The 25,188-nt window shown below is 68.6% G+C and carries 28 protein-coding genes and 1 pseudogene; 10 read left to right on the top strand and 19 right to left on the bottom strand.

Going from position 1 to position 25,188, the window contains the following annotated elements; translation table 11 throughout:
• From E8D38_RS06525 to E8D38_RS06500, 7 genes and pseudogenes are all read right to left on the bottom strand, one after another.
• Positions 1–210 (bottom strand): annotated as a pseudogene (locus tag E8D38_RS06525) (hypothetical protein); the annotation flags it as partial.
• A gap of 180 nt (positions 211–390) precedes the next feature.
• On the bottom strand, positions 391–624 hold the full coding sequence (locus E8D38_RS28210) for a hypothetical protein (protein ID WP_181178956.1): 234 nt from the start codon (positions 622–624) through the stop codon (positions 391–393).
• Positions 617–1,021, bottom strand: coding sequence for a hypothetical protein (locus E8D38_RS06520; RefSeq protein WP_246099377.1), 405 nt, complete (start codon positions 1,019–1,021; stop codon positions 617–619). Before E8D38_RS06520 ends, E8D38_RS28210 begins: the two co-directional genes overlap by 8 nt.
• 25 nt (positions 1,022–1,046) lie before the next feature.
• Positions 1,047–1,718, bottom strand: a complete 672-nt coding sequence (locus tag E8D38_RS06515; protein ID WP_140627049.1) for a UdgX family uracil-DNA binding protein — start codon at positions 1,716–1,718, stop codon at positions 1,047–1,049.
• Positions 1,715–2,740, bottom strand: a complete 1,026-nt coding sequence (locus tag E8D38_RS06510; protein ID WP_140627047.1) for a lysylphosphatidylglycerol synthase transmembrane domain-containing protein — start codon at positions 2,738–2,740, stop codon at positions 1,715–1,717. The genes E8D38_RS06515 and E8D38_RS06510 overlap by 4 nt, the downstream gene beginning before the upstream one ends.
• A complete protein-coding gene (gene clsB, locus E8D38_RS06505) occupies positions 2,737–3,990 on the bottom strand; it encodes a cardiolipin synthase ClsB (RefSeq protein WP_140627045.1) in 1,254 nt (417 codons plus the stop codon). Before clsB ends, E8D38_RS06510 begins: the two co-directional genes overlap by 4 nt.
• Entirely contained in the window at positions 3,987–4,799 is an 813-nt protein-coding gene (locus E8D38_RS06500; protein ID WP_140627043.1) for an endonuclease/exonuclease/phosphatase family protein, read from the bottom strand. The genes clsB and E8D38_RS06500 overlap by 4 nt, the downstream gene beginning before the upstream one ends.
• A gap of 213 nt (positions 4,800–5,012) precedes the next feature.
• On the opposite strand from E8D38_RS06500, the gene egtB reads away from it, so the two are divergent.
• From egtB to E8D38_RS06485, 3 genes are read left to right on the top strand one after another with little or no spacing between them, the layout of a single operon-like run.
• Positions 5,013–6,323: an ergothioneine biosynthesis protein EgtB gene (gene egtB, locus E8D38_RS06495; protein WP_425462756.1), complete on the top strand. Its 1,311-nt coding sequence runs from the start codon at positions 5,013–5,015 to the stop codon at positions 6,321–6,323.
• 47 nt (positions 6,324–6,370) lie between these two features.
• Positions 6,371–7,369 carry an L-histidine N(alpha)-methyltransferase gene (gene egtD / locus E8D38_RS06490; RefSeq protein WP_140627079.1) on the top strand — a complete coding sequence of 333 codons (999 nt, stop codon included), beginning with the start codon at positions 6,371–6,373 and terminating at the stop codon, positions 7,367–7,369.
• Positions 7,370–7,391: 22 nt separating this feature from the next.
• Entirely contained in the window at positions 7,392–7,673 is a 282-nt protein-coding gene (locus E8D38_RS06485) for a DUF427 domain-containing protein (protein WP_140627042.1), read from the top strand.
• 27 nt (positions 7,674–7,700) lie between these two features.
• Here the strand turns inward: E8D38_RS06485 and E8D38_RS06480 are convergent, their stop codons facing one another.
• From E8D38_RS06480 to E8D38_RS06470, 3 genes are all read right to left on the bottom strand, one after another.
• Positions 7,701–8,015: a helix-turn-helix domain-containing protein gene (locus E8D38_RS06480; protein ID WP_140627041.1), complete on the bottom strand. Its 315-nt coding sequence runs from the start codon at positions 8,013–8,015 to the stop codon at positions 7,701–7,703.
• Positions 7,999–8,310 carry a type II toxin-antitoxin system RelE/ParE family toxin gene (locus E8D38_RS06475; RefSeq protein WP_140627038.1) on the bottom strand — a complete coding sequence of 104 codons (312 nt, stop codon included), beginning with the start codon at positions 8,308–8,310 and terminating at the stop codon, positions 7,999–8,001. Before E8D38_RS06475 ends, E8D38_RS06480 begins: the two co-directional genes overlap by 17 nt.
• Before the next feature lie 125 nt (positions 8,311–8,435).
• Positions 8,436–8,729 (bottom strand): hypothetical protein, encoded by a 294-nt coding sequence (locus E8D38_RS06470; RefSeq protein WP_140627037.1) that lies wholly within the window; start codon positions 8,727–8,729, stop codon positions 8,436–8,438.
• Between the two features lie 174 nt (positions 8,730–8,903).
• On the opposite strand from E8D38_RS06470, the gene E8D38_RS06465 reads away from it, so the two are divergent.
• Positions 8,904–10,565: a GMC family oxidoreductase gene (locus E8D38_RS06465; RefSeq protein ID WP_140627035.1), complete on the top strand. Its 1,662-nt coding sequence runs from the start codon at positions 8,904–8,906 to the stop codon at positions 10,563–10,565.
• Between the two features lie 30 nt (positions 10,566–10,595).
• Here E8D38_RS06465 and E8D38_RS06460 read toward each other — a convergent pair whose 3' ends face one another.
• The 3 genes from E8D38_RS06460 to E8D38_RS06450 all read right to left on the bottom strand — a co-directional run bounded on the left by E8D38_RS06460 (position 10,596) and on the right by E8D38_RS06450 (position 12,150).
• Positions 10,596–10,994 carry a type II toxin-antitoxin system VapC family toxin gene (locus E8D38_RS06460; RefSeq protein ID WP_140627033.1) on the bottom strand — a complete coding sequence of 133 codons (399 nt, stop codon included), beginning with the start codon at positions 10,992–10,994 and terminating at the stop codon, positions 10,596–10,598.
• A gap of 6 nt (positions 10,995–11,000) precedes the next feature.
• Positions 11,001–11,243: an AbrB/MazE/SpoVT family DNA-binding domain-containing protein gene (locus tag E8D38_RS06455; RefSeq protein ID WP_140627031.1), complete on the bottom strand. Its 243-nt coding sequence runs from the start codon at positions 11,241–11,243 to the stop codon at positions 11,001–11,003.
• Between the two features lie 70 nt (positions 11,244–11,313).
• Positions 11,314–12,150 carry an enoyl-CoA hydratase-related protein gene (locus tag E8D38_RS06450; RefSeq protein ID WP_140627029.1) on the bottom strand — a complete coding sequence of 279 codons (837 nt, stop codon included), beginning with the start codon at positions 12,148–12,150 and terminating at the stop codon, positions 11,314–11,316.
• A gap of 294 nt (positions 12,151–12,444) precedes the next feature.
• Between E8D38_RS06450 and E8D38_RS06445 the strand changes: the two genes are divergently transcribed.
• Both E8D38_RS06445 and E8D38_RS06440 read left to right on the top strand, forming a co-directional pair.
• Positions 12,445–13,140 (top strand): Crp/Fnr family transcriptional regulator, encoded by a 696-nt coding sequence (locus E8D38_RS06445; RefSeq protein ID WP_140627027.1) that lies wholly within the window; start codon positions 12,445–12,447, stop codon positions 13,138–13,140.
• 47 nt (positions 13,141–13,187) lie between these two features.
• On the top strand, positions 13,188–13,949 hold the full coding sequence (locus tag E8D38_RS06440) for a TSUP family transporter (RefSeq protein ID WP_140627025.1): 762 nt from the start codon (positions 13,188–13,190) through the stop codon (positions 13,947–13,949).
• A gap of 60 nt (positions 13,950–14,009) precedes the next feature.
• On the opposite strand, the gene E8D38_RS06435 is transcribed toward E8D38_RS06440, so the two are convergent.
• A complete protein-coding gene (locus E8D38_RS06435) occupies positions 14,010–14,591 on the bottom strand; it encodes an outer membrane beta-barrel protein (protein ID WP_140627023.1) in 582 nt (193 codons plus the stop codon).
• Between the two features lie 195 nt (positions 14,592–14,786).
• Here E8D38_RS06435 and E8D38_RS06430 point away from each other — a divergent pair, with 195 nt between their 5' ends.
• The 3 genes from E8D38_RS06430 to E8D38_RS06420 are packed head-to-tail and all read left to right on the top strand — an operon-like array spanning position 14,787 to position 18,180.
• Positions 14,787–16,262 carry an alpha/beta fold hydrolase gene (locus E8D38_RS06430; RefSeq protein WP_140627021.1) on the top strand — a complete coding sequence of 492 codons (1,476 nt, stop codon included), beginning with the start codon at positions 14,787–14,789 and terminating at the stop codon, positions 16,260–16,262.
• Positions 16,259–17,017, top strand: coding sequence for an ABC transporter ATP-binding protein (locus tag E8D38_RS06425; RefSeq protein WP_140627019.1), 759 nt, complete (start codon positions 16,259–16,261; stop codon positions 17,015–17,017). The genes E8D38_RS06430 and E8D38_RS06425 overlap by 4 nt, the downstream gene beginning before the upstream one ends.
• Positions 17,014–18,180 (top strand): ABC transporter permease, encoded by a 1,167-nt coding sequence (locus E8D38_RS06420; protein ID WP_140627017.1) that lies wholly within the window; start codon positions 17,014–17,016, stop codon positions 18,178–18,180. The genes E8D38_RS06425 and E8D38_RS06420 overlap by 4 nt, the downstream gene beginning before the upstream one ends.
• Here the strand turns inward: E8D38_RS06420 and E8D38_RS06415 are convergent.
• The gene (locus tag E8D38_RS06415) at positions 18,110–19,345 is read right to left on the bottom strand and encodes an SMP-30/gluconolactonase/LRE family protein (RefSeq protein WP_140627015.1); all 1,236 of its coding nucleotides are present in this window, start codon (positions 19,343–19,345) and stop codon (positions 18,110–18,112) included. The two genes, E8D38_RS06420 and E8D38_RS06415, sit on opposite strands and share 71 nt — an antisense overlap.
• A 143-nt stretch (positions 19,346–19,488) precedes the next feature.
• Here E8D38_RS06415 and E8D38_RS06410 point away from each other — a divergent pair, with 143 nt between their 5' ends.
• A complete protein-coding gene (locus E8D38_RS06410; RefSeq protein WP_140627013.1) occupies positions 19,489–20,469 on the top strand; it encodes a tripartite tricarboxylate transporter substrate-binding protein in 981 nt (326 codons plus the stop codon).
• A gap of 113 nt (positions 20,470–20,582) precedes the next feature.
• On the opposite strand, the gene E8D38_RS06405 is transcribed toward E8D38_RS06410, so the two are convergent.
• The 4 genes from E8D38_RS06405 to E8D38_RS28205 all read right to left on the bottom strand — a co-directional run bounded on the left by E8D38_RS06405 (position 20,583) and on the right by E8D38_RS28205 (position 24,356).
• Entirely contained in the window at positions 20,583–20,966 is a 384-nt protein-coding gene (locus tag E8D38_RS06405; RefSeq protein ID WP_140627011.1) for a hypothetical protein, read from the bottom strand.
• 130 nt (positions 20,967–21,096) lie between these two features.
• Positions 21,097–23,220, bottom strand: a complete 2,124-nt coding sequence (locus E8D38_RS06400) for a peptidase domain-containing ABC transporter (protein ID WP_140627009.1) — start codon at positions 23,218–23,220, stop codon at positions 21,097–21,099.
• A gap of 48 nt (positions 23,221–23,268) precedes the next feature.
• A complete protein-coding gene (locus E8D38_RS06395; protein WP_181178955.1) occupies positions 23,269–24,099 on the bottom strand; it encodes a CPBP family intramembrane glutamic endopeptidase in 831 nt (276 codons plus the stop codon).
• An 83-nt stretch (positions 24,100–24,182) separates the two neighbouring features.
• A complete protein-coding gene (locus E8D38_RS28205) occupies positions 24,183–24,356 on the bottom strand; it encodes a hypothetical protein (protein WP_181178954.1) in 174 nt (57 codons plus the stop codon).
• Positions 24,357–25,188: the final 832 nt, after the last annotated feature.

Below are 25,188 nucleotides of genomic sequence, written 5' to 3'. Positions count from 1 at the left end.
GGCGCTGGGCGACAGGCAGTCGATCTCGAAGCCGCCCAGGGTGTTGATGCCTTCGGTGCCGGACAGCCGCTCGACCACCAGCGTGGTGCTGGGCAGGGCCGTCTCGATGGCCAGCAGCCGGTTCTTCTGGCTGAGCAGGCCGGCGGCCAGCGCGGCCAAGTCGGCGCGGCCGGTGGCCAAGGTGGCCAGGCCGTTGAGGACGGTGGACATCGGAACTCCCTGCGATGCGATCCGCGCCCGGTGCCGGGCGCTTGTTTTGTGGACCCGGCACGCCGCTCGCTCGCCTCCAGGTCGCGGGCGATTTTCGGCCACGCCAATGCGGCGCGACACCCGCCGAGGCGGGTGGAAGATGCTTCAGGATGTATCCGCGCCGAAGGCGGCTTCAGGAGCTCAGTGCAGCGGCAGTACCGGCCCGTCGGGCCCCGGGAACTGCATCACCGGTGCAGGCCTGAAGGGCAGCGGGCCGCGCCGCCGCTGCACCGGCGGCGGAATGCCTTCGGGCAGGTCCTCGTCCGGCTCGACGTCCGGCCAGTCCACCGGGAAGGGCGGGTGCGCGTCATTGACCGCAAGCTTTACGGGCCGCGCGGGCCTGCGCGGCGGCGTGCAGGTGTTGTGTTCAAGCATCGTCGCCGTCGTCTTCGCTGTCGTCTTCGCCGAGGTCGGTGGCGGCAGCATTGAGTTCGTCGTTGAGCAACTCTTCGGCGCTGCCGCCTTCCACATGGTCCGGCGCGATGTCGGGCGCTTCGCGGCGCAGGGTGTCGCGGCCGGCCTCGGCGCGTTCGCCCGTGCCTGAAGCGTCGGTGTCGCTGTCGAGGTTGGCGTCGCCGATGTCGGCACCCGCCCCTCGTTCGCGACGGATGTCCTCGGCCGACAGGCCGAGCTCGTCGGTGTCCACCGCGCCGTCGGCGCCGACGATGTCGCTGCCGGAGTCCGAGCTGTCGCTGGGGCCGAGGCGGTCCGTGCCGGTGCCTTCGGGGCGTTCCGGCACGCGTTCGCTGCCGAGCAGGGGGCTGGTGCCCATGGTGGTCTCCTTGGTACTGCGGGGTTCACCCTTGCAGGCGCAATCGACGTGCCCGTGCACCGTCCTGCGTGGCCGGCACGTACTCGGCGGCTTGCGACAGGTCATGCAGCCAGGCTTCGAACGCGGCTTCGCGTTCACCGCCGCGCAGGCGCAGCAGCGCCGAGGGGTGCAGGGTCACCAGCACCGGCAGGCCGTCGGCCTCGCGCTCCTGCCACCGGCCGCGTTCGCTCAGCACCGCCACCGGCCGGCGCAGCAGCGCCCGTGCCGCGGTGCCGCCCAGCGCGATGGCCGCTTCGGGCCGGACCGCGGCGATCTCGCTTTCGAGCCAGTGGCCGGCGCATGCGAGGGCCTCGCGCTGCCCTGGGGTCTTGTGCATGCGGCGCTTCCCGCGCAACTCGAACTTGAAGTGCTTGACTGCGTTGGTGACGTACAGGGTCTCGCGCGGCCAGCCGAGCTGCGCGAGCGCCTCGCCGAGCAGCCGGCCGGCCGGGCCCACGAAGGGGCGGCCCTGCTGCTCTTCCTGGTCGCCCGGCTGTTCGCCCACCAGCATGAGGCGCGCATGAGGCGCGCCCTCGCCCCACACCATGCGCGTGCCGTTGTAGCCGATGGGGCATTCGCGGCAGTCCTTCGCCGCCTCGCGCAACGCTCCGAGCGACAAGGCCGGTGCCGAACGGGCCGCGGTCGTGCCGGGTTTCATCGCGGCATGGCCTTGCGCGGGTGCCGGCTCCGCCACTCCAGCACGCCATAGGTGATCGCGGCCACCGCCAGCGGCAGCAGGTAGTACACCGCTCGATAGACCAGCAGGCCGGCGAGCAACTGGTGCTCCGCCAGCCGGTGACCCAGCATCGCGATGAACACCGCCTCGAGCACGCCCAGGCCGGCGGGCACCTTGGCCAGCACGCCGGCCACGCAGCCCACCAGCAAGGTGGCCAGCACGGCGCCGTACCCCGGCGGCGTGTCGCCTTGTGGCCGCAGCAGCAGCCAGACGATGGCGGCCATCACGCTCCAGTTCGCCATCGACAGCACGATCTGCACGGCGGCCACGCCGGGGCCGGGCAGCATGATCTCGTGGCCGCGCACGCTCCATGAGCGGGTGCTGGAGCTGTGGCACAGCCACAGGTAGCCCGCTGCGGTGGCCACCAGCACGAAGCCCAGCCCCTGCAGCGCGTCGTCGCCGATGCGCCATTGCTCCGGCAGGTCGACCAGGCCGCTGGCAAACACGCCGCCGGCCAGCAGCAGGTAGCCCGACCAGTTGGTCACCAGGCTCAGACCCACGATGCGGGCGATGTCCGGCGCATCGAGCCCCAACCGCGAATACAGCCGCATGCGCATGCCGACCGCGCCGACCAGCGTGCCCATGTTTAGGTTGAAGGCGTAGCTCACGAACGCCGCGCGCATCACGTGGCGGGCGGCCACTTCATGGCCCACGTAGTGGCGGCCCACGAGGTCGAAGCAGCTGTAGAGGCCATGGCTCAGTGCTGCCAGCGCCACCGCGGCGAGCAGCGTGGGCGCGCCGTAGCCGCGCAGCGCAACGAGCACCTGGCTCCAGTCGATGCGCCGGGCCTGCCACGCCAGCAGCGACACCACCACCAGGGCAAAGGCCGCGATGCCGATGCGGCGCAGCACCGGCCAGGCGCGGCGCCAGCCGCCCGGGTGCGCAAGGGCGGGAGCCGGCTTGGGAGCGGCCCGTGAGATCCAGGTTGACTCAGGGTGTCTCATGGGTGCGCCCGGTGGCCCACCGCCGGTTGTTCGCGGCCTTCGACCTCGTCCGGTGACGCGAGCCGTGGCGTATGGGCTGGCAGCCAGCCGGCCCAGGCAGGGAACTTGCGCGTGAAGTGATAGGCCGCGAAGTCGAGCACCAGCCGCCAGGCGGTGCGCGGCGGGGCGCTGCTCGCGTCGAGCTGCTTGCAGTCCTTTTCGATCAGCGTGTGCAGGCGTTCGCGCAGCTGCCGGTTGAAGCCGGCGTCGAGGATCACGACGTTGGCCTCGAGGTTGAGCGCAAGGCTCAGCGGGTCGAGGTTGCTCGAGCCCACGGTGGCCCACTCGTCGTCGACCACCGCCACCTTGCCGTGCAGCGGCCGGCGGCAGTATTCGTGGATCTGCACGCCTGCCCGCAGCAGCGGGCCGTGCAGCAGCTCGGCGGCCCACTTGACGATCGGCATGTCTGGCTGGCCCTGCAGCACCAGCTTCACGTCCACCCCACGCTGGGCAGCGCGCCGCAGCTCGCGCAGCAGCCGGTAGCCGGGGAAGAAATACGCGTTGGCGATGATCACCTCGCGCCTCGCCGAGCGGATGGCCGCGCGGTAGTGGCGCTCGATGTCGTCGCGGTGTTCATGGTTGTCGCGGGTGACCAGCATGGCCTGCGCATCGCCCACCGCCGGTGGCACCGGCGAGGCGCCTTCGCGCAGGCCGCGCCGCTGCCACCAATGGGCGCGTGGCGGGCGGCGCTCGCCGAGGGCCTGGGTGGCGAAGCGGTGGATGTGGGCCACCAGCGGGCCCTCGATCTGCACCGCATAGTCCTGCTTCGCCTTGGGGCCGAAGTCCGCGAGGTGGTCGGCCGAGTAGTTGATGCCACCCACGAAGGCGCGCACGCCATCCACCACCACCAGCTTGCGGTGCATGCGGCGGAACCACTTGGTGCGCAGCCCGAAAAGCCTGCGGCACGGCTCGAACACATGCAGGCGCACGCCCGCCTCGATGAGCGCGCCGGTGAACCGAGGCGGCAGGTCGGGCGATCCGTAGCCGTCGATGGTGACGTCGATGCTCACGCCGCGCTTCGCCGCGGCCAGCAGGGCGGCATGCAGCTGCCGGCCGACCTTGTCATCGAACAGGATGAAGGTCTCGAGCAGGACTTCGCGTTCGGCTTGTGCGATGGCCTCGAACACGCGCGGGAAGAACTCCTCGCCGTTTTCGAGCAGCTCGAAGCGGTTGCCGCCGACCCATCTCGACGACTTGGGCGGCGTGTTCACAGCGAGATCTCCGCCGCCAGCGGCGCATGGTCCGACAGGTGTGACCACGGCTTGTTGGGCAGCACCACCGGCTGGTGGGACTCGGCATTGCGCACATAGATGCGGTCGAGCCGCAGCAGCGGCCAGCGCGCCGGAAAGGTCTTGACCGCCTGGCCGCGCTGGGTGACGAACACCTCGTGCAGCCCGGCGCAGCGCTGCAGCCGATCGTGGGCCTTCAGGCGCCAGTCGTTGAAGTCGCCGGCCACCACCAGCGGCGCATCGGCCGGCACGCGCGTGTCGATCTGGCGGCACAGCAGGTCGAGCTGCTGGGCGCGCTGCGACTCGCGCAGGCTCAGGTGCACGCAGATGACATGCACCTCGTCGTCCACCGGCGGGCGCAGCACGCAGTGCAGCAGGCCGCGCCTTTCGTCGCCCCAGCCGACGCTGATGTCGTGGTTCTCGTAGCGCTCGATCGGAAACTTCGACAGCACCGCGTTCCCGTGGTCGCCGTCCGGGTACACCGCGTTGCGGCCATAGGCGAACTGCGGCCAGATGCTGTCAGCCAGGAACTCGTACTGCGGTGTTTCGGGCCAGTCCACGTAGCGCAGCGAGTGGCCGGCGTGCGCGCCCAGCACTTCCTGCAGGAACACGATGTCGGCGCTCACGCTGCGCACGGCTTCCCGCAGCTCATGCAGGATGAACTTGCGGTTGAAGAAGGTGAAGCCCTTGTGGGTGTTCACCGTGAGCACCTTGAACGTGCGCGACGACAGCGCTGCTGCCGGGGCAGCAACGGCCGGCGCGGACGTGCTGGGGTTGAGGCTTGCAGTCATGGCCTTCCGAGTTTGGGTCGCGCCTCGGACGGTCGATGTAGGCAGGCTCCACGGCGTGGCGTGCGCACACTCCTACAGCGCTTTCGTGGCCCATGGGCATGCGGTGTGCCGATGCCCATGCGGCCCGCGCTGTAAGGAAGCGGGTGCTACCCTCGACCCACTCTTTTCGGGGCGGCAGCGCTGCAGGCCCGACACAAAAAGGAGACAGCCTTGATCCAGCGTGAGGAGCCCGCGGACGATTCCGCGTGTGGCGACGACGAGGCCCGTGGCGCGCTGCTGCGGCACTACGCTGCGGTGCGCGCGACCTCCGAGGCGCTGGCGGCGCCGCTCTCGCCCGAAGACCGGTGCGTGCAGTCGATGCCCGACGCGAGCCCGACCAAATGGCACCTCGCACACACCAGCTGGTTCTTCGAGACGCTGGTGCTGCAGCCCCTGTTGCGGGGCTGGCGGGCCTTCGACGAGCGCTATGCGTTCCTGTTCAACTCGTACTACGAGTCACTCGGGCCGCGCCATCCGCGGCCGCAGCGCGGGGTGCTGACGCGGCCGTCGTGCGACGAGGTGGCGGCCTACCGTCGCTTCGTCGATGAAGGGATGGTGCGCCTCGTGCGCGAAGCCGACGCAGCCACATGGACCCGTGCCGAGCCGCTGCTCACGCTGGGGCTGCACCATGAGCAGCAGCACCAGGAGCTGCTGCTCACCGACATCAAGCACCTGCTGTCGCTGAACCCGCTCGCGCCGGCCTACCTGCCTGCGCCGCGCCAGGCGCCCCCGCACGAGGCGCAGCCGCTTAGCTGGTGGGACTGTGCGGGCGGGCGCGTCGAGATCGGCCATGACCCGCGCGACGGCTTTGCCTTCGACAACGAAACCCCGCGCCACGCGGTGCTGCTCGCGCCCTACCAACTGGCCAGCCGGCCGGTCACCAACGGCGAGTACCTCGAGTTCATCCGCGACGGCGGCTACCGGCGGCCGCAGCTGTGGCTGTCGGACGGCTGGTCGGCGGTGCAGCAGGGCGCCTGGGAGGCGCCGCTGTACTGGAGCGATGTGGACGCCGACGTGCCGAGCGTCTTCACGCTGTTGGGCCGGCTCCCGCTGAACCCGGCGGAGCCGGTGTGCCACCTGAGCTTCTACGAGGCCAGCGCCTATGCCGCCTGGGCCGGCGCGCGCCTGCCCACCGAGTTCGAATGGGAAGCCGCGGCCTCGCAGGCCGCGCCCCTGCCGGCGCCGCGCTTCGAGGCGTCGCACCCGCACCCCAGGCCGGCGGCGGGCACGGCCGCTCCGCAGCTGCAGCAGATGCTGGGCGAGGTGTGGGAATGGACCCGCTCGTCCTACGACCCCTATCCCGGGTTCCGGCCGCTGCCCGGTGCGGTGGGCGAATACAACGGCAAGTTCATGGTGGGCCAGCTGGTGCTGCGCGGTGGCAGCTGCGCCACGCCGGCCGGTCACCTGCGGGCCAGTTACCGCAACTTCTTTCCACCGGGAGCGCGCTGGCAGTTCTCGGGCCTGCGCCTGGCGAGGGACCTGTGAACCACGACCAACATCTGCTGCGCATCAAGCCCGACCTGCGTGCGCACATGCTGCTCGATGCAGCGGCGGGCCTGCAGCGCGCCAATGATTCCGACTTCAGCGAACTCGATGGCGGTGTCGAGCAGGCCGGGTTCGCGCGGGACCTCGTCGCCGCGCTGTCGCGCAGCCCGCGGATCATTTCGCCGAAGTACTTCTATGACGCGCAAGGGTCGGCGCTGTTCGACGCGATCTGCGAGCTGCCCGAGTACTACCCCACGCGCACCGAGCTTGCGCTGCTGGCGCGGCATGCCGACGAGATGGCGCTGTGCATGGGCCCGGGCGCCGACATCGTGGAGTTCGGCGCCGGCTCGAGCGTGAAGGTGCGGCTGCTGCTCGACGCGCTGCGCGCGCCGAGGCGCTTCGTGCCGATCGACATCTCCGGCGATCACCTGCAGGCCGCTGTGCAGCCGCTGGCGCGCGACTACCCCGGCCTCGCCATCACACCCATTGCGGCCGACTTCACCCGCGACGTGGAGCTGCCGCCGGCACTGCCGGGCAGCCGCCGCGTCGGCTTCTTCCCCGGCTCGTCGATCGGCAACTTCTCGCCGGGCGAGGCGGCGCACTTCCTGCGCAATGCGGCGCAATGGCTCAAGGGCGGCGGGTTGCTGATCGGCGTGGACCTGGTGAAGGACCCGGCGGTTCTGCACGCCGCCTACAACGACACGGCCGGCGTGACCGCCGCGTTCAACCGCAACCTGCTGGTGCGCGCCAATCGCGAGCTGGGCGCCGACTTCGAGCCGGCGCAGTTCGCGCACTACGCGTTCTACGAGCCGCGCCTGCAGCGCATCGAGATGCACCTGGTGAGCCGGCGCCGCCAGAGCGTGGTGCTGTGCGGCCGTCGCTTCGAGTTCGCCGACGGCGAGACGCTGCACACCGAGAATTCGTACAAGTTCACCGTCGAAGGCTTCCAGGCGCTGGCACTCGAGGCGGGCTTCGAGGTGGGGCCGGTATGGTGCGACCGCGACCGGATGTTCAGCGTGCACTGGCTCGCGGCCCCGAACGAATGAGATTGAAGAAGGAATCCGTTGAATGAAAGCGATCTGGAACGGCACCGTGGTGGCCGAAAGCGACGACACCGTGGTGGTCGAAGGCAACCACTACTTCCCCGAAGGCGCAGTGCCGCGCGACTACCTGCTGCCCAGCAACACCAAGAGCATGTGCGCCTGGAAGGGCGAGGCCCGCTACTACAACCTGTTCGTCGACGGCGACGTGGCGCCCGATGCGGTGTGGTACTACCCCGAGCCGAAGGAGGCCGCCGCGCAGATCAAGGGGCGCCTCGCATTCGGGCGGGGGGTGAAGATCGAGGAATAGCCGCTTCCAGGGGCCAGCTGGCGGGCACTACTTGCCGGCAACTGCAAGCAACGCTTTTGGATTGGTTCGCGCGATTGTGAGCAGCGTGCGTGCTGCGCCGCTGGGCTGTTTGCGACCTTGCTCCCAGCCTTGCAGTGTGCGCACGGATACGCCCAGTAGCGCGGCGAACTGGCTTTGGGACAGGCCGGTTTTCTCTCGCGCCTCCGCGGCCGGGCTATAGGCAACCCGGACCTTGCCAGCCTTCATCTCGTGGATGGATTGCAGAAGCTCGGCGCCGAGGTCACGGCTCGCCTCAAACTTGGCGAGTTCCTTGGGAGAGAGAGGCTTAGTCTTCGAGGGCACGACGGATCTCCTTGAGTACAGCACCGGTGAGGTTGTCGGTCTTGGACTTCGCGTACAGGGTGAGAAGCACCAGCTCCTCTGCTTCATTTCGGGTGAAGTAGATAACCCGTACTCCACCGGACTTGCCGGTCCCCGGGCGTTTCCAGCGAACCTTGCGAATGCCGCCGGACTCTGGCACGACGTCTCCGGCCTCGGGGTTCGCAGAGAGGAAGGACGCGAATTCGCCTCGTTCTTCTTCCGTCCAGTAGGCGGGCCACTGCTTCTGAAACAGCTGGGTCTCGACCACGGTGAACATCGCGGCACTATACGCCTGGGGCGCATAGTTGTCGAGCGCGTGGGTTGCTGTGTCGGTTAGCTTCTTGCCAATTTGAGTGCCCGGGCTTGCCAGGCATGTGCTCGATGCGGGCAGGGCGTCACGTTCTATCGCTGAGGGGTTGCCGGGTCTTCGTCACTGCGCGCTATCTCCTTCCAGTGACTGGCCAGCAGACGCCTGGCGTCGTTGAAGAACGCCTCACGCCCGGCAGCCGACGTGAAGCGAACCACGAACTTGCCGTCACGCAATTTCCAGTCACTTTGCTTCGTGCCGCCCCATCCGATTTGCGGGTACTTCCCGCCTGCGTGATGTTGGCAAAGGGCCCGAAGACAGTGGAGAGCCGCTGCGTCATGTGTTTGCAGCGTGGCGCTGAACCGGTATTGCTCGTGTGCTTCGGACACTGCGGTCTCCTCGTCCCTCAAGGACCAAGTATGCCGGCTCGGTAAAGGGTGTCGCGATCCTCCGCGTAAGCCCGTTGGCGACAAACGCCCGAGCTCCGCATACTGCGCAGGTTCGTTCCCAGCATCCCTTGGTCGCCCCAGTGTGGGCTGCGCTGACCACGGTCAAGACCTTCCATGAGCGACACGCCCACCTTCGACTACATCATCATCGGCGCCGGCACCGCCGGCTGCCTGCTGGCCAACCGCCTGAGCCGCAACACCAGCCACCGTGTGCTGCTCATCGAGGCGGGCGGGCGCGACGACTATCACTGGATCCACATCCCGGTCGGCTACCTCTACTGCATCGGCAACCCCCGCACCGACTGGTGCTACACGACCGAACCCGACCCGGGCCTGAACGGCCGCTCGCTGCGCTATCCGCGCGGCAAGGTGCTGGGCGGCTGCTCCAGCATCAACGGGATGATCTACATGCGCGGCCAGTCGCGCGACTACGACCAGTGGGCGCAACTCGCCGGCGACGACGGCTGGCGCTGGGACGCCTGCCTGCCCTACTTCAAGCAGCACGAGGACCACTGGCGGCTCGACGGCGGCCGGCAGGACGAGGCCTTCGCCGCGCTGCACGGCCGTGGCGGCGAATGGCGGGTCGAGAAGCAGCGGCTGCGCTGGGACATCCTCGATGCGTTTGCAAAGGCGGCACAGCAAGCCGGCGTTCCGGCCACCGACGACTTCAACCGCGGCAACAACGAAGGCGTGGGCTATTTCGAGGTGAACCAGCGCAAGGGCTGGCGATGGAACACGGCCAAGGCCTTCCTGCGGCCCACCTGCTATGGCCGGCCCAACTTCGAGATGTGGACCGGCGCCCAGGTGAAGCGACTGCTGCTCGAGCGCGGCGCCGACGGTGCCTTGCGCTGCACCGGTGCCGAGGTGGTGACGCCCGAGGGCGTGCAGGTCGCGCGGGCCGCGCGCGAGGTGCTGCTGTGCGCCGGTGCCATCGGCTCGCCGCAGATCCTGCAGCTGTCGGGCGTCGGGCCGGCCGAGCTGGTGCGCGGCCACGGCATCGAGCTGCGCCACGAACTGCCGGGCGTGGGCGAGAACCTGCAGGACCACCTGCAGATCCGCGCGGTGTTCAAGGTCAACGGCGTGAAGACGCTCAACATGCTGTCGAGCACGCCCTGGGGCAAGGCGGCCATCGGGCTCGAGTACGCGCTGATGCGCAGCGGGCCGATGAGCATGGCGCCGTCGCAGCTGGGCGCCTTCACCCGGTCGTCGCCGCAATTCGAGTGGCCCAATGTCGAGTACCACGTGCAGCCGTTGTCGCTCGACGCTTTCGGCGAACCGCTGCACGACTTCCCCGCCTTCACCGCCAGCGTGTGCAACCTCAACCCGACGAGCCGCGGCCATGTGCGCATCACTTCGCCGAGCCACGAGGCCGCGCCGGCCATCGCGCCCAACTACCTGTCCACGCTCGAAGACCGGCAGGTCGCCGCCGATTCACTGCGCCTCACCCGCCGCATCGTGTCGCAGCCGGCGCTCGCGAAATACCAGCCCGAGGAATACCGGCCCGGCGTGCAGTACCAGACGGACGAGGAGCTGGCCCGGCTGGCCGGCGACATCGCGACCACCATCTTCCACCCGGTGGGCACCTGCAGGATGGGGCGGGCCGACGACGATGGCGCGGTGGTCGATGCGCGCCTGCGTGTGCGCGGCATCGCGGGGCTGCGGGTGGTGGACGCTTCGGTGATGCCCACCATCACCAGCGGCAACACCAACTCGCCGACGCTCATGATCGCCGAGCGCGCGGCGCAGTGGATCGTTGCCGAAGCGGCTCAGGCCTGAGCTGCGGGCAGGCGCTGCGTTGACCGGCCTTCACGGCGCCAGCACTGTCAGGCCTGGAAAGTAGGTGCGAAAGCGGCTGGCATCGCGTGTGAGCAGCGGCCAGCCTCGCACCGCTGCGTGTGCACCGATGAAGAAGTCCGGCAGTACTTGCGCCTTGGTGCCTCCGCGCCGCCGGTACTGGCCGAAGGCTTTGCCGGCGAGGAAGAGCGCAGGTCGAGGCAGTTCCTCGAGCGTCAGCTGCATCTGCTCGACGACACGTTCGAGCGCCTCGAGGGTCGAAAACGACAACGAGACTTCGGCATAGATCACGGGGTTGATGGCCAGTTCATGCACCTGAGACTGGGCCCGCAGCTGGCTGATTGACCAGTCTGCCCATTCGGGGTCGTCCTGCAGCACGTCGAGCAGGACGTTGGTATCGACGAGCAGCATGCCCGCTCAGTCGTCGCCGCGCAGCAGCTTCATCAAGTCGTCGGTGCGCCACTTCACATCCGCTTTGCCTCGCACCGCTGCAAACCGATCCGCCGGGCGCCGCCTGGGTTTCGTTCCGGCGGCCTGCAGCACCACCTCTCCGTTTTCGTTGACCGAAAACTCGACCGGAGTGCCGGGGTGCAAATGCAATGCATCCCGGATGTGCTTGGGAATGGTCACCTGACCCTTGCTCGTCAGACTGGTTGCCATCTGGATCGCCCGGTATTACTGGTGGGGTCCATGGTAATACATGCGGCTCGCTCGCGGACTCCGGCAGGCCTCAGCGTTCGGCGAACCGCTGGATCGGCCGCAGGTCCTCGAACTGCGCCGCCTCGCCCTTGCGCGCGCCGATGGCGAGCTTCAGGTTGTCGGTCTGCCAGAAGCCGGCCTGCAGCAGGGCCATCTGCTCGAGGCTGTCGCGCACCGAATGGTCGCGCGCGTAGTTGAGCGCGCGCTTGCTGCCGGCGATGGCCACCGGCGGCTTGCCCGCGATTTCGGCTGCGCAGGCGAGGGCGGCTTCGAGCATCTGCTCCTGCGTGTCGAACACCTCGCTCACCAGACCGCTGGCGAGTGCCTTGGCCGCCGGCAGGCGCCGGCCGGTGTAGGCCAGCTCGCGCAGCAGGCTGTGGCTCATGAGCTTGGGCAGGCGCTGCAGCGAGCCCAGGTCGGCCACCATGCCGATGTTGATCTCCTGGATGCAGAAGAACGCGTCGGCGGTGCACCAGCGGATGTCGCAGGCGGCCGCCATGTCGAGCGCACCGCCGATGCAGCCGCCCTGGATGGCGCAGATCACCGGCAGGCGCAGCGCCTCGAGCTGGTTGAACACCTGCTGCATGTCGAGCAGTTCGTCCACGATGTTGGCGCGGCCGGCCGCGGCGCTGTCGTCCATGGCGATGCCGGCGCCGAAGGTCTCGAGCGCCATGCCGGCGCTGAAGTGCTTGCCGGTCGAGCTGAGTACGAGCGCACGCACGCCGGCGCTGTGGCGGTGCAGCTCGCCCAGCACCGCCTCGAGCTCGCGCCAGAAGGTGGGGCTCATCGTGTTGAGCGCAGCAGGCCGGTTGAGTACCAGATGGCCGACGTTGGCCCGTACCTGGTAACTGAAGCAACTGAGTTCCATGGCGTTCCCGTGCACAAAGTGGCGACAGGCCAGGATTCTCGGGCGGTGGGCGGCACGATTGCCCAAAAAAGGGGCAGGAAAACCCCAAGTGCGGCCCCCCCCGGAGGCGCCTACAGTGCGCCCACTCGCCGCGAGCCCACAGCCCGCGCAGGCGGGGGACTGAGGAGACAAGCGAAGAACACCAGAATCATCAGACAGCGTGACTTCAAGACAAAGTCACCCTCACAGGGCGCCGGCTCTCCGGCGCCCTTGTTTTTTGGTGAACACCGCAACGCTCGCTCGCTCGAGAGACCCATGCCGAAAGCGCCGACGAGAACCCTGCACGAGATGCTGGCCGCGTCGACCTGGGGCCGGGTGCTCACCCCGGCGGAGTTCGACCTCGTGCTGCACGAGACGCGCGAGCGCCACGTGCCGCAGAACGGCTGCATCGCCCGCATGGGCCATCCGGTGGACCACTGGATCGGCATCATCGAAGGGCTGGGCAAGATGTCGGTGACCCTGGCCGACGGCAAGACCTCCACACTGGCCGGCGTGTGCGCCGATGCCTGGTTCGGCGAAGGGTCGCTGCTGAAGCGCGAGCCGCGCCGCTACGACGCGGTGGCGCTGCGTCCCACCCGCATCGCGCTGGTGCCGGCCGCCACCTTCCAGCGGCTGCGCGACACCAGCCTGCCGTTCAACCATTACCTGCAGACGCTGATGAACGCGCGGCTCGGGCTGTTCATCGGCATGCTCGAGGGCGGCCGCCTGCTGAGCCCGGATGCCCGGGTGGCGCGCTGCCTGGCGCAGCTGTTCAACCCCGACCTCTACCCCGATCCCGGGCCGTTCGTGGACCTGCGCCAAAACGAGATCGGCCTGCTGTCGGGCCTGTCCCGGCAGCGGGTCAACACCGCCTTGCACGAGCTCGAGCGCATCGGCCTCATCCGCGTCGAGTCGCGCGGGGTGACCGTGACCGACCTGCAAGGGCTTCGCGCCTACGCCTGCGCGGGCTGAAGCGGGGCGGCTATGCTGCGCGGCTTTGCGCCGCTGCCTGCCTCCAGATGCTCGATCTCGTCGTTGTTTCGCTTGCTTCGCTGTTCGCCGGTTTCGTGGACGCCATCGTGGGCGGCGGCGGGCTGATCCTGGTGCCGGCCTTGTTCGGCGTGTTCCCGAATACGGCGCCGGCCACGCTGTTCGGCACCAACAAGGGCGCCGCCATCTGGGGCACCGGCTGGGCCACGCTGCAGTTCGCGCGCAAGGTGCAGATGAACTGGCCCGCGCTGCTGCCGGGCGCTGGGGCGGCGCTGGCCGGCAGCTTCGCCGGCGCCTGGGTGGTGACGATGGTGCCGCCCGACGGCCTGCGGCGTGCGCTGCCCTTCATTCTGCTGGGCGTGCTGCTGTACACGCTGGCCCGCAAGGACCTCGGCCGCGAACATGCCCCCCGTTTTGCCGGTCGCAGCGAAGCGGCGGTGGCGGCCGGCATCGGCCTGCTGATCGGCTTCTACGACGGCTTCTTCGGCCCGGGCACCGGCAGCTTCTTCGTCTTCCTGTTCGTGCGCCTGCTGGGCTACGACTTCCTGCACGCGTCGGCCAGCGCGAAGCTCCTGAACACCGCGACCAACTTCGCCGCCCTTGTGCTGTTCGCCTGGAAGGGCCACGTGTGGTGGCACATCGCGCTGGTGATGGCGCTGGCCAACGTGGCGGGCAGCCTGGCCGGCATCCGCCTCGCGCTCAAGCATGGCGCGGGTTTCGTGCGCGGCGTGTTCATCGTGGTGGTGGGCGCGCTGATCCTGAAGACCGGCTACGACGCCTTCCTGCGCTGAAGACAAGAAAGCCCGGCAATGCCGGGCTTCGTCCTTCAGATTTCAGTCTTCAGTTGTGCTTCAGAAGTGGAAGGTGGCGTACAGGCCGACGTGGTCGCCGCTCACGCTGGAGCCGCCGAACTCGGGCTTGTACTTCTCGCTCACGAAGCGCAGCTTGGCGCCGAAGTGCGGGCTGAAGAGGTACTCGCCTTCGATCACCGCGCCGGCGTGCGACTTGAACTCGATGGTCGGGAACTCGGCAGCGCCGTCGCCGCTGAGCTTGCTGCTGGTCACGTAGCGCAGGCCGCCGCCCAGGCGGAACTGGGGGGAGATCTCGTAGTGCGCGAGGAATTCGAACGGGAAGCGCTCGAACTTGGCGTCGCCGTTGCGGGCCGACACGTTGTCGACGTGGTAGCCGACGGTGGCCTGCATCGTCACCAGCGGAGCGACGGCGAATTCGACGCCGCCGTAGAAGTGCACCAGCCCGCCGCTGCGCACATCCTGGTTGTCGCCGTTGGTGTATTCGACGGTGATGAGCTTTTCGCCGCCGCCGGTGAGGCCGAAGCCGCCGACGAAGCCGACGGGCTTGTTGGGGCCGACCTGGGCCTGTGCGCCGCTTGCGGCAAGGAGGGCCAGGGTGATGCTCAGCAGGGACTTTTTCATGGGTTTTCTCTCTCGATCTGTCGGGTCGTGGAAGAAGGCGCCGGCCCCCCCCGGACGGGCACTGCACGGCGACTTCGGGAATGTAGCGGCCGCCGGGAGCCGACTGTTGTGGCGCGGCGACATGCTTTCGGGGGACTTGCCAATTGGTACCGGTGCGTTGCCGCGGGACTGCCGGCTGTTCAGAATCGCGCCTCAATGAATCCACGCTCCATCGTCTGGGCCGCCCTCGCGCTGGCGGCCGCCGGCGGCTTGCACGCCGCGCCCCCGGCCGCCTGCCGCGTGCCGGGCCTGAAGCAGGAAGTGCTCTGTGGCCAGGTGCGGCGGGCGCTCGACCCCTCCCAGCCGCAAGGCGCCCAGATCGACGTGCACTTCGTCGTGGTGCCCGCCGCCGCGCGCAACAAGCAGCACGATGCGGTGTTCTTCCTGGCCGGCGGGCCGGGGCAGAGCGCCATCTCGCTGGCCGGGCAGGTGATGCCCCTGTTCGCCCGGCTCAACAACAGGCGCGACGTGGTCTTCATCGACCAGCGCGGCACCGGCCGCTCGGCGCCGCTGCCCTGTGCAGACGAACGCGACCTGCCGCTGGCCGAGCAGATCGACATGGGCGCGTTGCAGCAGCGGCTGGCGCGCTGCCGCACCCGCTTGCAGCAGCTGCCGCATGGGCGGCTCGACCACTACACCACCATCGAGGCAATGGCCGATGCCGACGCGGTGCGCGAGGCACTGGGGGCTCCCCAGGTCAACCTGGTGGGCGGCTCCTATGGCACGCGCGCGGCGCTCGAGTACCTGCGGCAGTTTCCGCAGCGGGTGCGGCGCGTGGTGCTCGATGGCGTGGCGCCGCCGGACATGGTGTTGCCGGCGAGCTTTGCGGTGGACGGGCAGGCCGCCCTCGATGCGGCGTTTGCCGGCTGCGAGGCTGATGACGAATGCCGCCAGCGCCACCCGCGCCTGCGCGAGCGCTGGCATGCGCTGCTGGCGAGCCTGCCGAAGAAGGTGACCGTGGCCGACCCGATGAGCGGGCGGGAGCAGCAGGTCACGCTCGACCGCGACATGCTGGCCGGCGCCTTGCGCGCGCCGCTGTACGTGCCGGCGCTGGCCGCAGCCCTGCCGTATGCGATGGCCGAGGCGGTGGAGGGCCGCTTCACGCCGCTGCTGGGGCTTTCGGGCGCGACCGGCGGCTCGCGCGGAGGCCAGCAGCGGCTGTACTGGGGCATGCATTTCTCGGTGGTGTGTGCCGAGGACATGCCGCTGCTGGAGCAGGGCAGGGCCGTCGCTTCGGGCACGGCCGACTTCAGCGCGCAGTTCACCGAGTTCTATCGGGGCGTGTGCCGCGACTGGCCGCGCGGCGCCGTGCCGCAGGGCTTCTACCGCATGCCGCAAAGCCCGGCGCCGGCGCTCGTGTTCAGCGGCGGCATCGACCCGGCCACGCCGCCGCGCCACGGCGAGCGTGCTGCCAAGGCACTCGGCGCCAAGGCCCAGCACGTGGTGGTGCCCAATGCGGGTCACGGCATCCTGGGCATCGGCTGCACGCGAGACGTGGTGTTCCGCTTCATCGATGCCGCCACCGATGACCAGGCGCAGCAGGTGGACGCCGCCTGCGTGCGCAACATCCCGCGCCCGCCCGTGTTCGAGCCGTGGCGGCCGAAGGCCCAGCGGCAGGAGGTCGCGCAGTGATCCGGGTGCAGGACCTCGCCAAGCGTTTCGTCACCGGTCGCGGCCGAAAGGCGCGTGTGGTGCAGGCGGTCGAAGGCCTCAGCTTCGCGGCCCCCGACGGCGCCATCACCGGGCTGCTGGGACCCAACGGCGCCGGCAAGACGACCACCCTGCGCATGGTGGCCGGGCTCATGACGGCCGATGCCGGGCGCATCGAGGTCGATGGGGTCGACGTGCGGCGCGACCCGCAGGCGGCGGCGGGTCGCATGGGCGTGCTCAGCGATGCGCGCGGGCTGTACCCGCGGCTGTCGGCGCGCGAGAACATCACCTACTACGGCCGCCTGCAGGGCTTGTCGGCCGAGGCGGCCGATGCGCGTGCAGAAAGCCTGGCCGAGATGCTGGAGATGAAGCCGCTGCTGGACCGCCGCACCGAAGGCTTCAGCCAGGGCGAACGCATGAAGACTGCGCTCGCGCGTGCGCTGGTGCACGACCCGGCCAACATCATCCTCGACGAGCCGACCAACGGGCTGGACGTGCTGTCGACCCGCGCGCTGCGCGAGACGCTGCATCACCTGTGCAGCGCGGCCGGCGGGGGCAAGTGCATCGTGCTGTCGAGCCACATCATGCAGGAGGTCGAGAAGCTGTGCGACACGGTGGTGGTGGTCGCGCGCGGGCATGCGGTGGCGCAGGGCACGGTGGACGAGCTGCGCGCACGCACCGGGCAGAGCGACTTCGAAGAGGCCTTCGTGCAGCTGGCATTCGGAGAACATCGATGACCCGAGGTGCATGGACCGTCTACCGCAAGGAAATCGTCGACGCGCTGCGCGACCGCCGCACACTGCTGGTGGTGCTGCTGAGCTCGGTGCTGATGGGGCCGCTGGTGCTGGTGCTGCTGTCGAGCCTTGTGGCGCAGTTCGAGACGCAGGCCGACAAGCGGGTGATCGTGGTGTCGGGCATCGAGCATGCGCCGGCGCTGCGCAACTTCATCGAGCGACAGACGTTCTCGGTGATCGAGGCGCCGGCCGACTACGAGGCGCAGCTCAGGACCTCCAAGCTCGGCGAGCCGGTGCTCGTGATCCCGCCCGACTATGCGGCCAGTGCGGCGGCCGGCGAGCTGCCGGTGGTCGAGCTGGTGAGCGACAGCAGCAACCGGCAGGCAGAGGCCGGCAGCACGCGGGTGATGCGCCTGCTCACCGCGTTCAACCAGGAGCGCGCCGGCCTCACGCTGGCGCTGCGTGGCGTGAGCCCGGCGGTGCTGCAGAGCATGGAGGTGCAGGAGCGTGACCTTGCCAGCCGCGAGATCCGTGCCGCGCAGTTCACCACCATGCTGCCGTTCTTCGTGATCATGGCCGTGCTGTACGGCGCGCTGAACGCGGCGCTCGACACCACGGCCGGCGAACGCGAGCGCGGTTCGCTGGAGCCGCTGCTGACCAACCCGGCCTCGCCAATGGCGCTGGTGCTGGGCAAGTGGGGCGCGGTGGCCAGCGTGGGCATGCTGATCGCGGTGCTGTCGGTGGCGAGCTTCCTGCCGGCGCAGTGGCTCATCCGCAGCGAAACCCTGCGCTCGCTGTTCCTGTTCGGCCTGCGCGAGGCGGCGAGCTTCCTCGCGGTGCTGGTGCCGCTGGCGGCGGCGCTGTCCGCGCTGTTGATGGCGGTGGCCATCCGCTGCAGGAGCTTCAAGGAGGCGCAGGCCAACAGCACCGTGGTGATCCTGGTGGTGTCGTTGCTGCCGCTGGTCACGGTGTTCAGCCAGAGCGGCGAGCAGCCGTGGTACCCGTGGGTGCCGGCGCTCGCGCAGCAGACCCTGATGAACCGGGTGCTGCGCGGCGAAACCCTGGGCGCTGCGCAGATCGGCGTGCCGCTGCTGGTCAGCGCTGTACTCGCCGCGCTTTGCCTTTGGTTTGTGGCTCGGAGGCTGCGGGCGGCGGCGGTGCGGTAGCCGGCTCGGGCGCCGGCAGGCCGGCGGCGGCCTTGTCGAGCCAGCCGAGCGTCTTGGCATGCAGGCTCTGCACGTACAGGCGTTCGTCGGTTTCGGTGACCGAGGTCGCCTCCGGGTAGGCGCCGCTCGGGTCCTGCAGGTTGGCAGTGACGCGGCCGTCCTCGTCGAATGCGAACACGTGGCCGTAGGCGGGCGGCACCGGCCACAGCTTGCGCGGCAGCCGCAGCGACAGGCTGCGCAGCCACGGCATGCCGGCGGTCTTGTCGATGAAGGCGCCGCGCGGCTTGGCGAAGCCGGCCCAGTAGCGGCCGTCCTGGCCGCGCATCAGGTTGTCGGGGTAGCCGGGCAGCTTGTCGAGCAGCACGCGGGCGCGGTCCCCGGGGGCGCCGACCATGGTCTTCGCGTCGAGCAGGCTGGCGTCGACGGCGACCTTCCAGATGCGGTATTCACCGGTCTCGGCGACGAACAGGTGGTTTTCGTCGGCCGACAGCGCCAGGCCGTTGGGGAAACACATGCCGTGCATCAGCACGCGGGTGGTCTTGGTCTTGGGGTCGTAGGCGAGCAGGCGGCCGGTGGACTGGTGCTCCAGGATGTCGAGGATGCTGGCCATGAAGGTGCCGCCCCATTCGGCCGGCGCGAAGCGGCGCGACGCATCGGTGAAGTAGATGGTGCCGTTCCTGGCCACCACCACGCCGTCGGCATAGCGGATCGGGTCGTTCTTCTGCGGATGGTCGACCGTGCTCGTGAGCAGCTCGAGCTTGGCGCCCTTGGAGCCGGGGCCGAACTCGGTGGCGCGCAGCAGGCCCTTCATCGGGTCGGCAATCACCATCGCGCCACGTGCGTCGAAGTCGAAGCCGAGCGGGCGGCCGCCGGTGTTGACGGCCACGCTGCGCTCGGAGCCGTCGGGCTTCATGCGCACGATGGCGCCGCTGCTGACCGCGGCATACACCCAGCCGTCGCGCACCACCACGTGCTCCGGGCCTTCGTCATCGCCCAAGGGCAGGTGTTCCAGCGCGGAGAGCCGTTCGTTGCGTTCGAAGGCGCCGCTGTAGCCCGAGTCTTCGGGTGCGGCCCATGACACCGGCGCGATCGGCACAGGCCAGAGCAGCAGGTAGGCCACGGCGGCCAGCACGACCAGGCCCAACGCCTTGAGGATCTTTTGCATGGGTGAGGGGTTCTCCGGTGGTGTAGAGAGATGCCGCCCGCGGGGGCCGACGAACGGCCCTGCAGCGTAGCAGCCCGGGCGGCGGGGTCGCGAGAGGCCTTGCCCCACAATGCCGGGCCAACACCATTGCTGCGGAGCACATCATGGGCCTGACTCGCCGACAGTTCGTTTCAACCCTGGCGCTGGGCGCCACCGCGCCGTGGGCCGCGCAGGTGCAGGCGCAGACGCTGCAGGCGCGCATCCTGGCAGGCTTTCCGGCCGGCGGTTCGATCGACACCACCGCGCGGCTCATCGCCGAGGCATGGCGCGGCCGCTACGCGGGCAACGTGCTGGTCGAGCAGAAGGTGGGTGCCGGCGGGCGCATCGCCATTGCCGCACTGAAGGAGGCGGTGCCCGACGGCCTGACGCTGTTGCTGAGCCCGGCGTCGATGTTCACGATCTATCCGCATGTGTTCCGCCGCCTGGCCTATGCGCCCACCGACGTGGTGCCGGTCACGTCGGTGTGTGAATACACCTGCGGTTTCGGTGTGGGGCCCATGGTGCCGGCCTCGGTGACCAACCTCGCGCAGTTCGTCGAATGGGCCAAGGCGAATCCGAAGCAGTCGGCCTACGGGTCGCCTGCCGCGGGCGCGATGCCGCACTTCCTGGGCAACCAGTTCGAGCGGGCTGCCGGCATCACGCTCACTCACGTGCCGTACCGCGGTGCCGCTCCGGGCATGCAGGAGCTCATGGGCGGCCAGATCGCGTCGGGCATGTTCGCGCTGGGGGACTTCCTGCCCTACCTGGCTGGCGGCAAGGTGCGCCTGCTCGGCGTGACCGATACGAAACGCTCGCGCTTCACGCCCGAGGTGCCGACCTTCCCGGAGCAGGGCTTCCAGTCGATCATCGGCGTCGAGAGCTTCGGCTTGTTCGTGCCGGCGAAGACGCCGGCCGCGGTGATCGACCGCATCTTCGACCTCGCGCGGCTGGCGCTGCGCGAGAAGGCGGTGACCGAGGGCATGGCGAAGTTCGCCTTCGAGCCGGTGGTCTCGCAGTCGACCGAGCAGTACACGCGCCAGCTGAGCCGCGAGCGTGAGCGCTGGGCGCCCATCGTCAAGGCTTCGGGCTTCAGCTCGGACGACTGAAGCCGCGCCAGGCAGCCGGTCGGCACTCGCAATCAGCATGCGCACCCGCGCCGCATCAGCACGGGCGCCGTGTGCGTATGGGAGCGTGTGCGCGTGCGGCTGCGCGCCTGTCGTCAGGCAGCCGTGAGTTCGACCCGCCGTAGTGCCCGGTTGACTTCGTCCTGCCAGGGCAGCGAGTGCACGATCTCGTTGAGGTGCGGCGCAGCCTGCATGGCCGACAGCACCTGGCCGCGCGGTCCGAGCAGGCGCAGGTTGGTGATGACCGTGAGCGGGTCCACCATCGCCACGATGCCCGGTGCCATGCGCACCCAGTCCCACGCCACACCTGCGGTGCCTCCGACGGATGGTCCGCCCCACACCGTTTGGCCACTGCACGGCTCTTCGTCGTCGCCAGAGTTGATCACGTTGGTTTCGAGGTGAACCAGGTGCAGTTGCGGCACCGAGCTCGCCTGCCACAGGATCGGCGGCCACCCATCGACATTCCAAGCTGCGTCCATAGCGTTCAATCAAGTGAAGTCTGACGGAGACAGTTTGGACGGCAATGCGCGTCTTGCCAGCTGTAAACACTGTCACCTGTAAACCTTGTCAGGGTGAATCGGGGCTTCATTCGTGGGGGTGCCCGTGCCTTCAGGCGGGCATCGGCGCTGTTGGTTGGGCAGGTCGAGGCACGGCTTGCATGAGCTCGGCCACCTGGCCGTCGCGGATCTGCACCACTCGTTGCGCCCCCGCGATGGTTTCGGGCCTGTGGGCAATGACGAGCCGGGTCAGGCGCATGCCGCCGAGGGTGAGCGTGACGGCGCGTTCGTTGCCCGCGTCGAGGTGGCTGGTCGCTTCGTCGAGCGCGAGCACGCTGGGTTGCTTGTACAACGCGCGTGCCAGCAGCAGCCGCTGCTTCTGCCCGCCGCTGAGCCCGCTGCCCAGGTCGCCAACGAGGGTGTGGTAGCCCATCGGCATCTTCATGATGTCGGCGTGCAGCTGAGCCAGCCGTGCGCAGACTTCCGCACGCTGGCTGCTCGGCCGCGGATCGAAGAAGCTGATGTTGTCGGCCAGGCTGCCGGTGAGCAGCACGTCTTCCTGCATGACGGTGCCGATGCGCCGCCGCACGTTGGCAATGCCGAGCTGGCGGATCGGCACGCCGCCGTACAGCACCTCGCCTTCGGTGGGCGGCAGCAGGCCGAGCATGAGCTTGAGCAAGGTGGTCTTGCCGCAGCCCGAAGGGCCGGTCAGTGCCACGCTCTGGCCGGCCTCGACCTTGAAGTTCGCATTCTTGAGGAGCCACGGCTCGCCCTCGCCGTAGCGGAAGCTGACGTTGCGCAGCTCCAGCGAGGCGGGCAGGTGGGACAGGTCGCTTTCGGGCAGCTCATCCGTCTCGGGGGCCGTGAGCGCGATGTCGCCCAGGCGCTCGGCATGCAGGCTGAGCATCTTCAGTTCGATTGCGTAGTTGACGAGGGCGCTCACGCGGCTGGTGAACTGGCCCTTGTAGCTCGCGAACGCGAACATCATGCCGACGGTGAATGCCACGGCCTGCGTGCTCTGGCCCTGCATCACCAGCCTCGCGCCCAGCCAGAACACCACCAGGTTCTCGGTGCCGAAGATGAAGGTGCTGGCCGCCGCGAAGCCAATGTTCATCCGGGCCGTACGCACGTCGCGGTTCTGCACGTCGACGATCAGGTTCTGCCAGCCCGCGCGGCGTGCCTCCTCGCGGCCGAAGAGCTTCAGTGGCGTGATGGCACGCAAGGTCTCGAGGAAGTGCGTGTTCTCGCGCGAGGCGACGACGAGCCGCTCGGCCGCGGCCTCGCGTAGCGGGCGATACGAAGCCCAGCGCAGCAGGGTGTACAGCAGCACCGCCGTCACCGTGACCGCCGCCAGCTGCGGTGCATACAGCAGCATCATGGTCAGTGCGGCCAGCGCCATGACACCGTCGAGCACGGCTTCGATGACGTTGGTGGTGAGCGTTTTCTGGATGGCGGTGACCGAGCCGAAGCGCGACACCACGTCGCCGAGATGGCGCTTCTCGAAATAGTCGAGGGGCAGGCGCACGAGGTGGGCGAACATGTTGCCCAGCCATTGCAGCGACAGTGTCTGGCCGAGCACCATGACCATCCAGGAGCGGGCGAGGCCGATGCCTGTCTGGGCGACGAGCAGCAGTCCGAAGCCCAGAGCCAGCACGGTGAGCAGGTCCGCATCGTGCGATGTGATGACCTCGTCCACCACAAGCTGGTTGAACAGCGGAGCCACCACGGCGAAGAGTTCGAGCACCAGCGCCACCGCGAGGATCTGCAGCAGCGACCGGTTCAGGCCGCGCACGCGGCCGGTGAGCTGCGAAAGCTTCAGCCGCTGTCGCTGATCGGCCGGCTGGAAGGTGGCATTGGGAAAGAGCTCGAGGGCCACGCCGGTGAAATGGCGCGACACCTGCGCAAGCGGCAGACGCCGCTCGCCGACTGCCGGGTCGAGCACGACAGCGCCTCGGCGGTTGACGCGCTTGAGCACCACGAAGTGGTTCAGGTCCCAGTGCAGCACGCAGGGCAGCTGCAGCTGGCGCAGCTCGGACATTTCGAGGCGCAGAGGTCGCGAAGAGAAGCCCAGCGCCGCTGCATGGACCATCAGTTGCTGCAGATTGGCGCCCTTCAGCGACACCGGAAACCGCCGCCGCAGCTCGGCCAGGTCGAGCCGCAAGCCGTGTGCGCTGGCCACCATGGCCAAGCACGCGAGAGAGCATTCGGCGGCTTCGGACTGAAGCTGGGCGTGCATGAGGGGTGTGGTCAGGTGAGGGCGCGGACTCCCGATGGCTCGTGTCAGTCAGTCGACCGGCGGTGACGGCACGGTGTCCTGCAAAGTCGGCTCGGTGGGGCGCCGTTGTTGAGCAATGAGAACGGTGACCACCACCGTGGCGGCAGCAACCGCAATGGGTAGGAGGGCATCGTTGGCGTTGACGTGGCGGTCGTCCCAGTCGATACGATGGCCGGTGAGCGTTCCGTACAGAAATTCGCAGGCGTTCCACGCAGCGTGGAGTGCGATAGCCGGCCAGATTGAGCGGGTGCGCAACGTAATGACGGCCCAGCAGGCGCCGATGGTGGCGATGAGCGCGATTCCAGTGGGCCCAGCCGAGACGTGTGCTCCGCCGAACAACAGCGCGCTCAGCCCGACCGCAAGCGGTGCGCGCACGCCAAGGGACACCATGCCCTGCAGGGCGCATAGGCGAAAGATCCATTCCTCTGCAACGGGAAGCGTCACCATCACGAGGAATGTGCTGATGAGCAGGCCGGTGTGATTTTCCGGGTGGAGCGACGGCCCGCCGTTTGAGACGACGTAGAACGAGACCCCTGCCAGGTGCATGGCGATCGGAACGAGCAGTAAGGCCTTGGTGCGCCAAGGCAGCGGCCGCAGCCGAGCGAAGGCCGAGATATGCGGGTAGCGGTTTTTAAGGTAGATGTGTGTGAGGGACGCACCGATCGGCACCGCTCCGATCGTGAGGGCCACAAGCGCCCAGTGAAACGGGAAACCGTAGCCGAAGATGACCACCAGCGAAAAGGCCGGCGCCACGATGAGCAGCACGGGCGCCAGGATGCGCAAACCCAGTTCGCGCAAGATCGAGGAGAAGGTCACCGTAGTCAGGTCGATAGCGGCCATGTGTGCACTCGATTTGAGGCTGAGGAGGAACTGGTTGAAAGGCCCCTGCCTTGGCAGAGGCCCAAGGGCCCAGGAGGTGGGCTTTACGCCGCGGGCGTGTCCGAGATCTGACCGCCGCTCTGGCCGGCGTTGCTGTCGCTGGCGATCAGGGCCTTCGTGGCCTCGCATGTCAGTTCGATGATGCCCGCGATGGCCCAGCGCACAACGCCGCTGCCGCCTTCTACGCTTTCACACTGGTTCAAGTTCAGGACTTGCATGTCTTTCCTTCATGGTTTGACGGGTTCACGATGCGGGGAACCCTCCCGCTCCCAACGTGCCGGGTGCTGGCTTCGATACATGAAAAGGCCGATGCCCGGCCTTCGATGAAGCGACCTCTGTGTGCCGTGCTCCCGATTTCGGCTCGAGTGACTACGCCGCAGGCGTGTCCGAGATCTGGCCTCCGCTTTGGCCGGCATTGGCGTCAGACGCGCAAAGTGCCCGGGCCAGCTCGGTCACGATTCGGGGGATACCTGCGCCTTCGACGCTTGCGCATTCGGTCGTGTTCAGCACTTGCATCTCGTTCCTTCCTGGTTGAATGGGTTTGCGATAGACCTGCTGCGGCAGGATTGCGGCGGTGGTCAAGCCGGCCCAAGCACGGGCGGGCCGATGACCGGTTCCACGGGCAGCCATCCGTCAGTGCCGGCGCGCGGTGGCGTTGCGCCCTGAGCACCTGGCTGCAGCGGCAGGGGCGCTGCCCCTGCGCCAACGGCGCAGCCTTCGTCGGGGTTCAGTAACTTCATGGGTTCTCTCTCCTTGTTGTGAAGTCAATGCGGTGACCTCTGCCGTGGCCCAGCGTTCGACGGGTCGACGTGGGCGCCTCATGCCGATCGACCAACGCGAGACCGCTTTGATCTCGAATACGCGGATGCGGCAGCCACCATGGCGGGCGGGCAACTCCACAGGACCGCTTTCAGCAGATCGGTGAAGGGAAGGGACGACCCGGAATAGAAACCTGCCTGCAAAGTGATCAACAGATACGCCATTCCGAGGACCGCAAAGAAATACAGCGCGACTCTTTCCATCGTTGCTTTGTCCCTAGAACGGCTCGCG

Source organism: Methylibium rhizosphaerae (genome assembly GCF_006386545.1).
Classification (GTDB): domain Bacteria; phylum Pseudomonadota; class Gammaproteobacteria; order Burkholderiales; family Burkholderiaceae_C; genus Pseudorivibacter; species Pseudorivibacter rhizosphaerae.
Note: the sequence above shows the minus strand (reverse complement) of the source record. Positions and strands in the feature narration are given on the sequence as shown.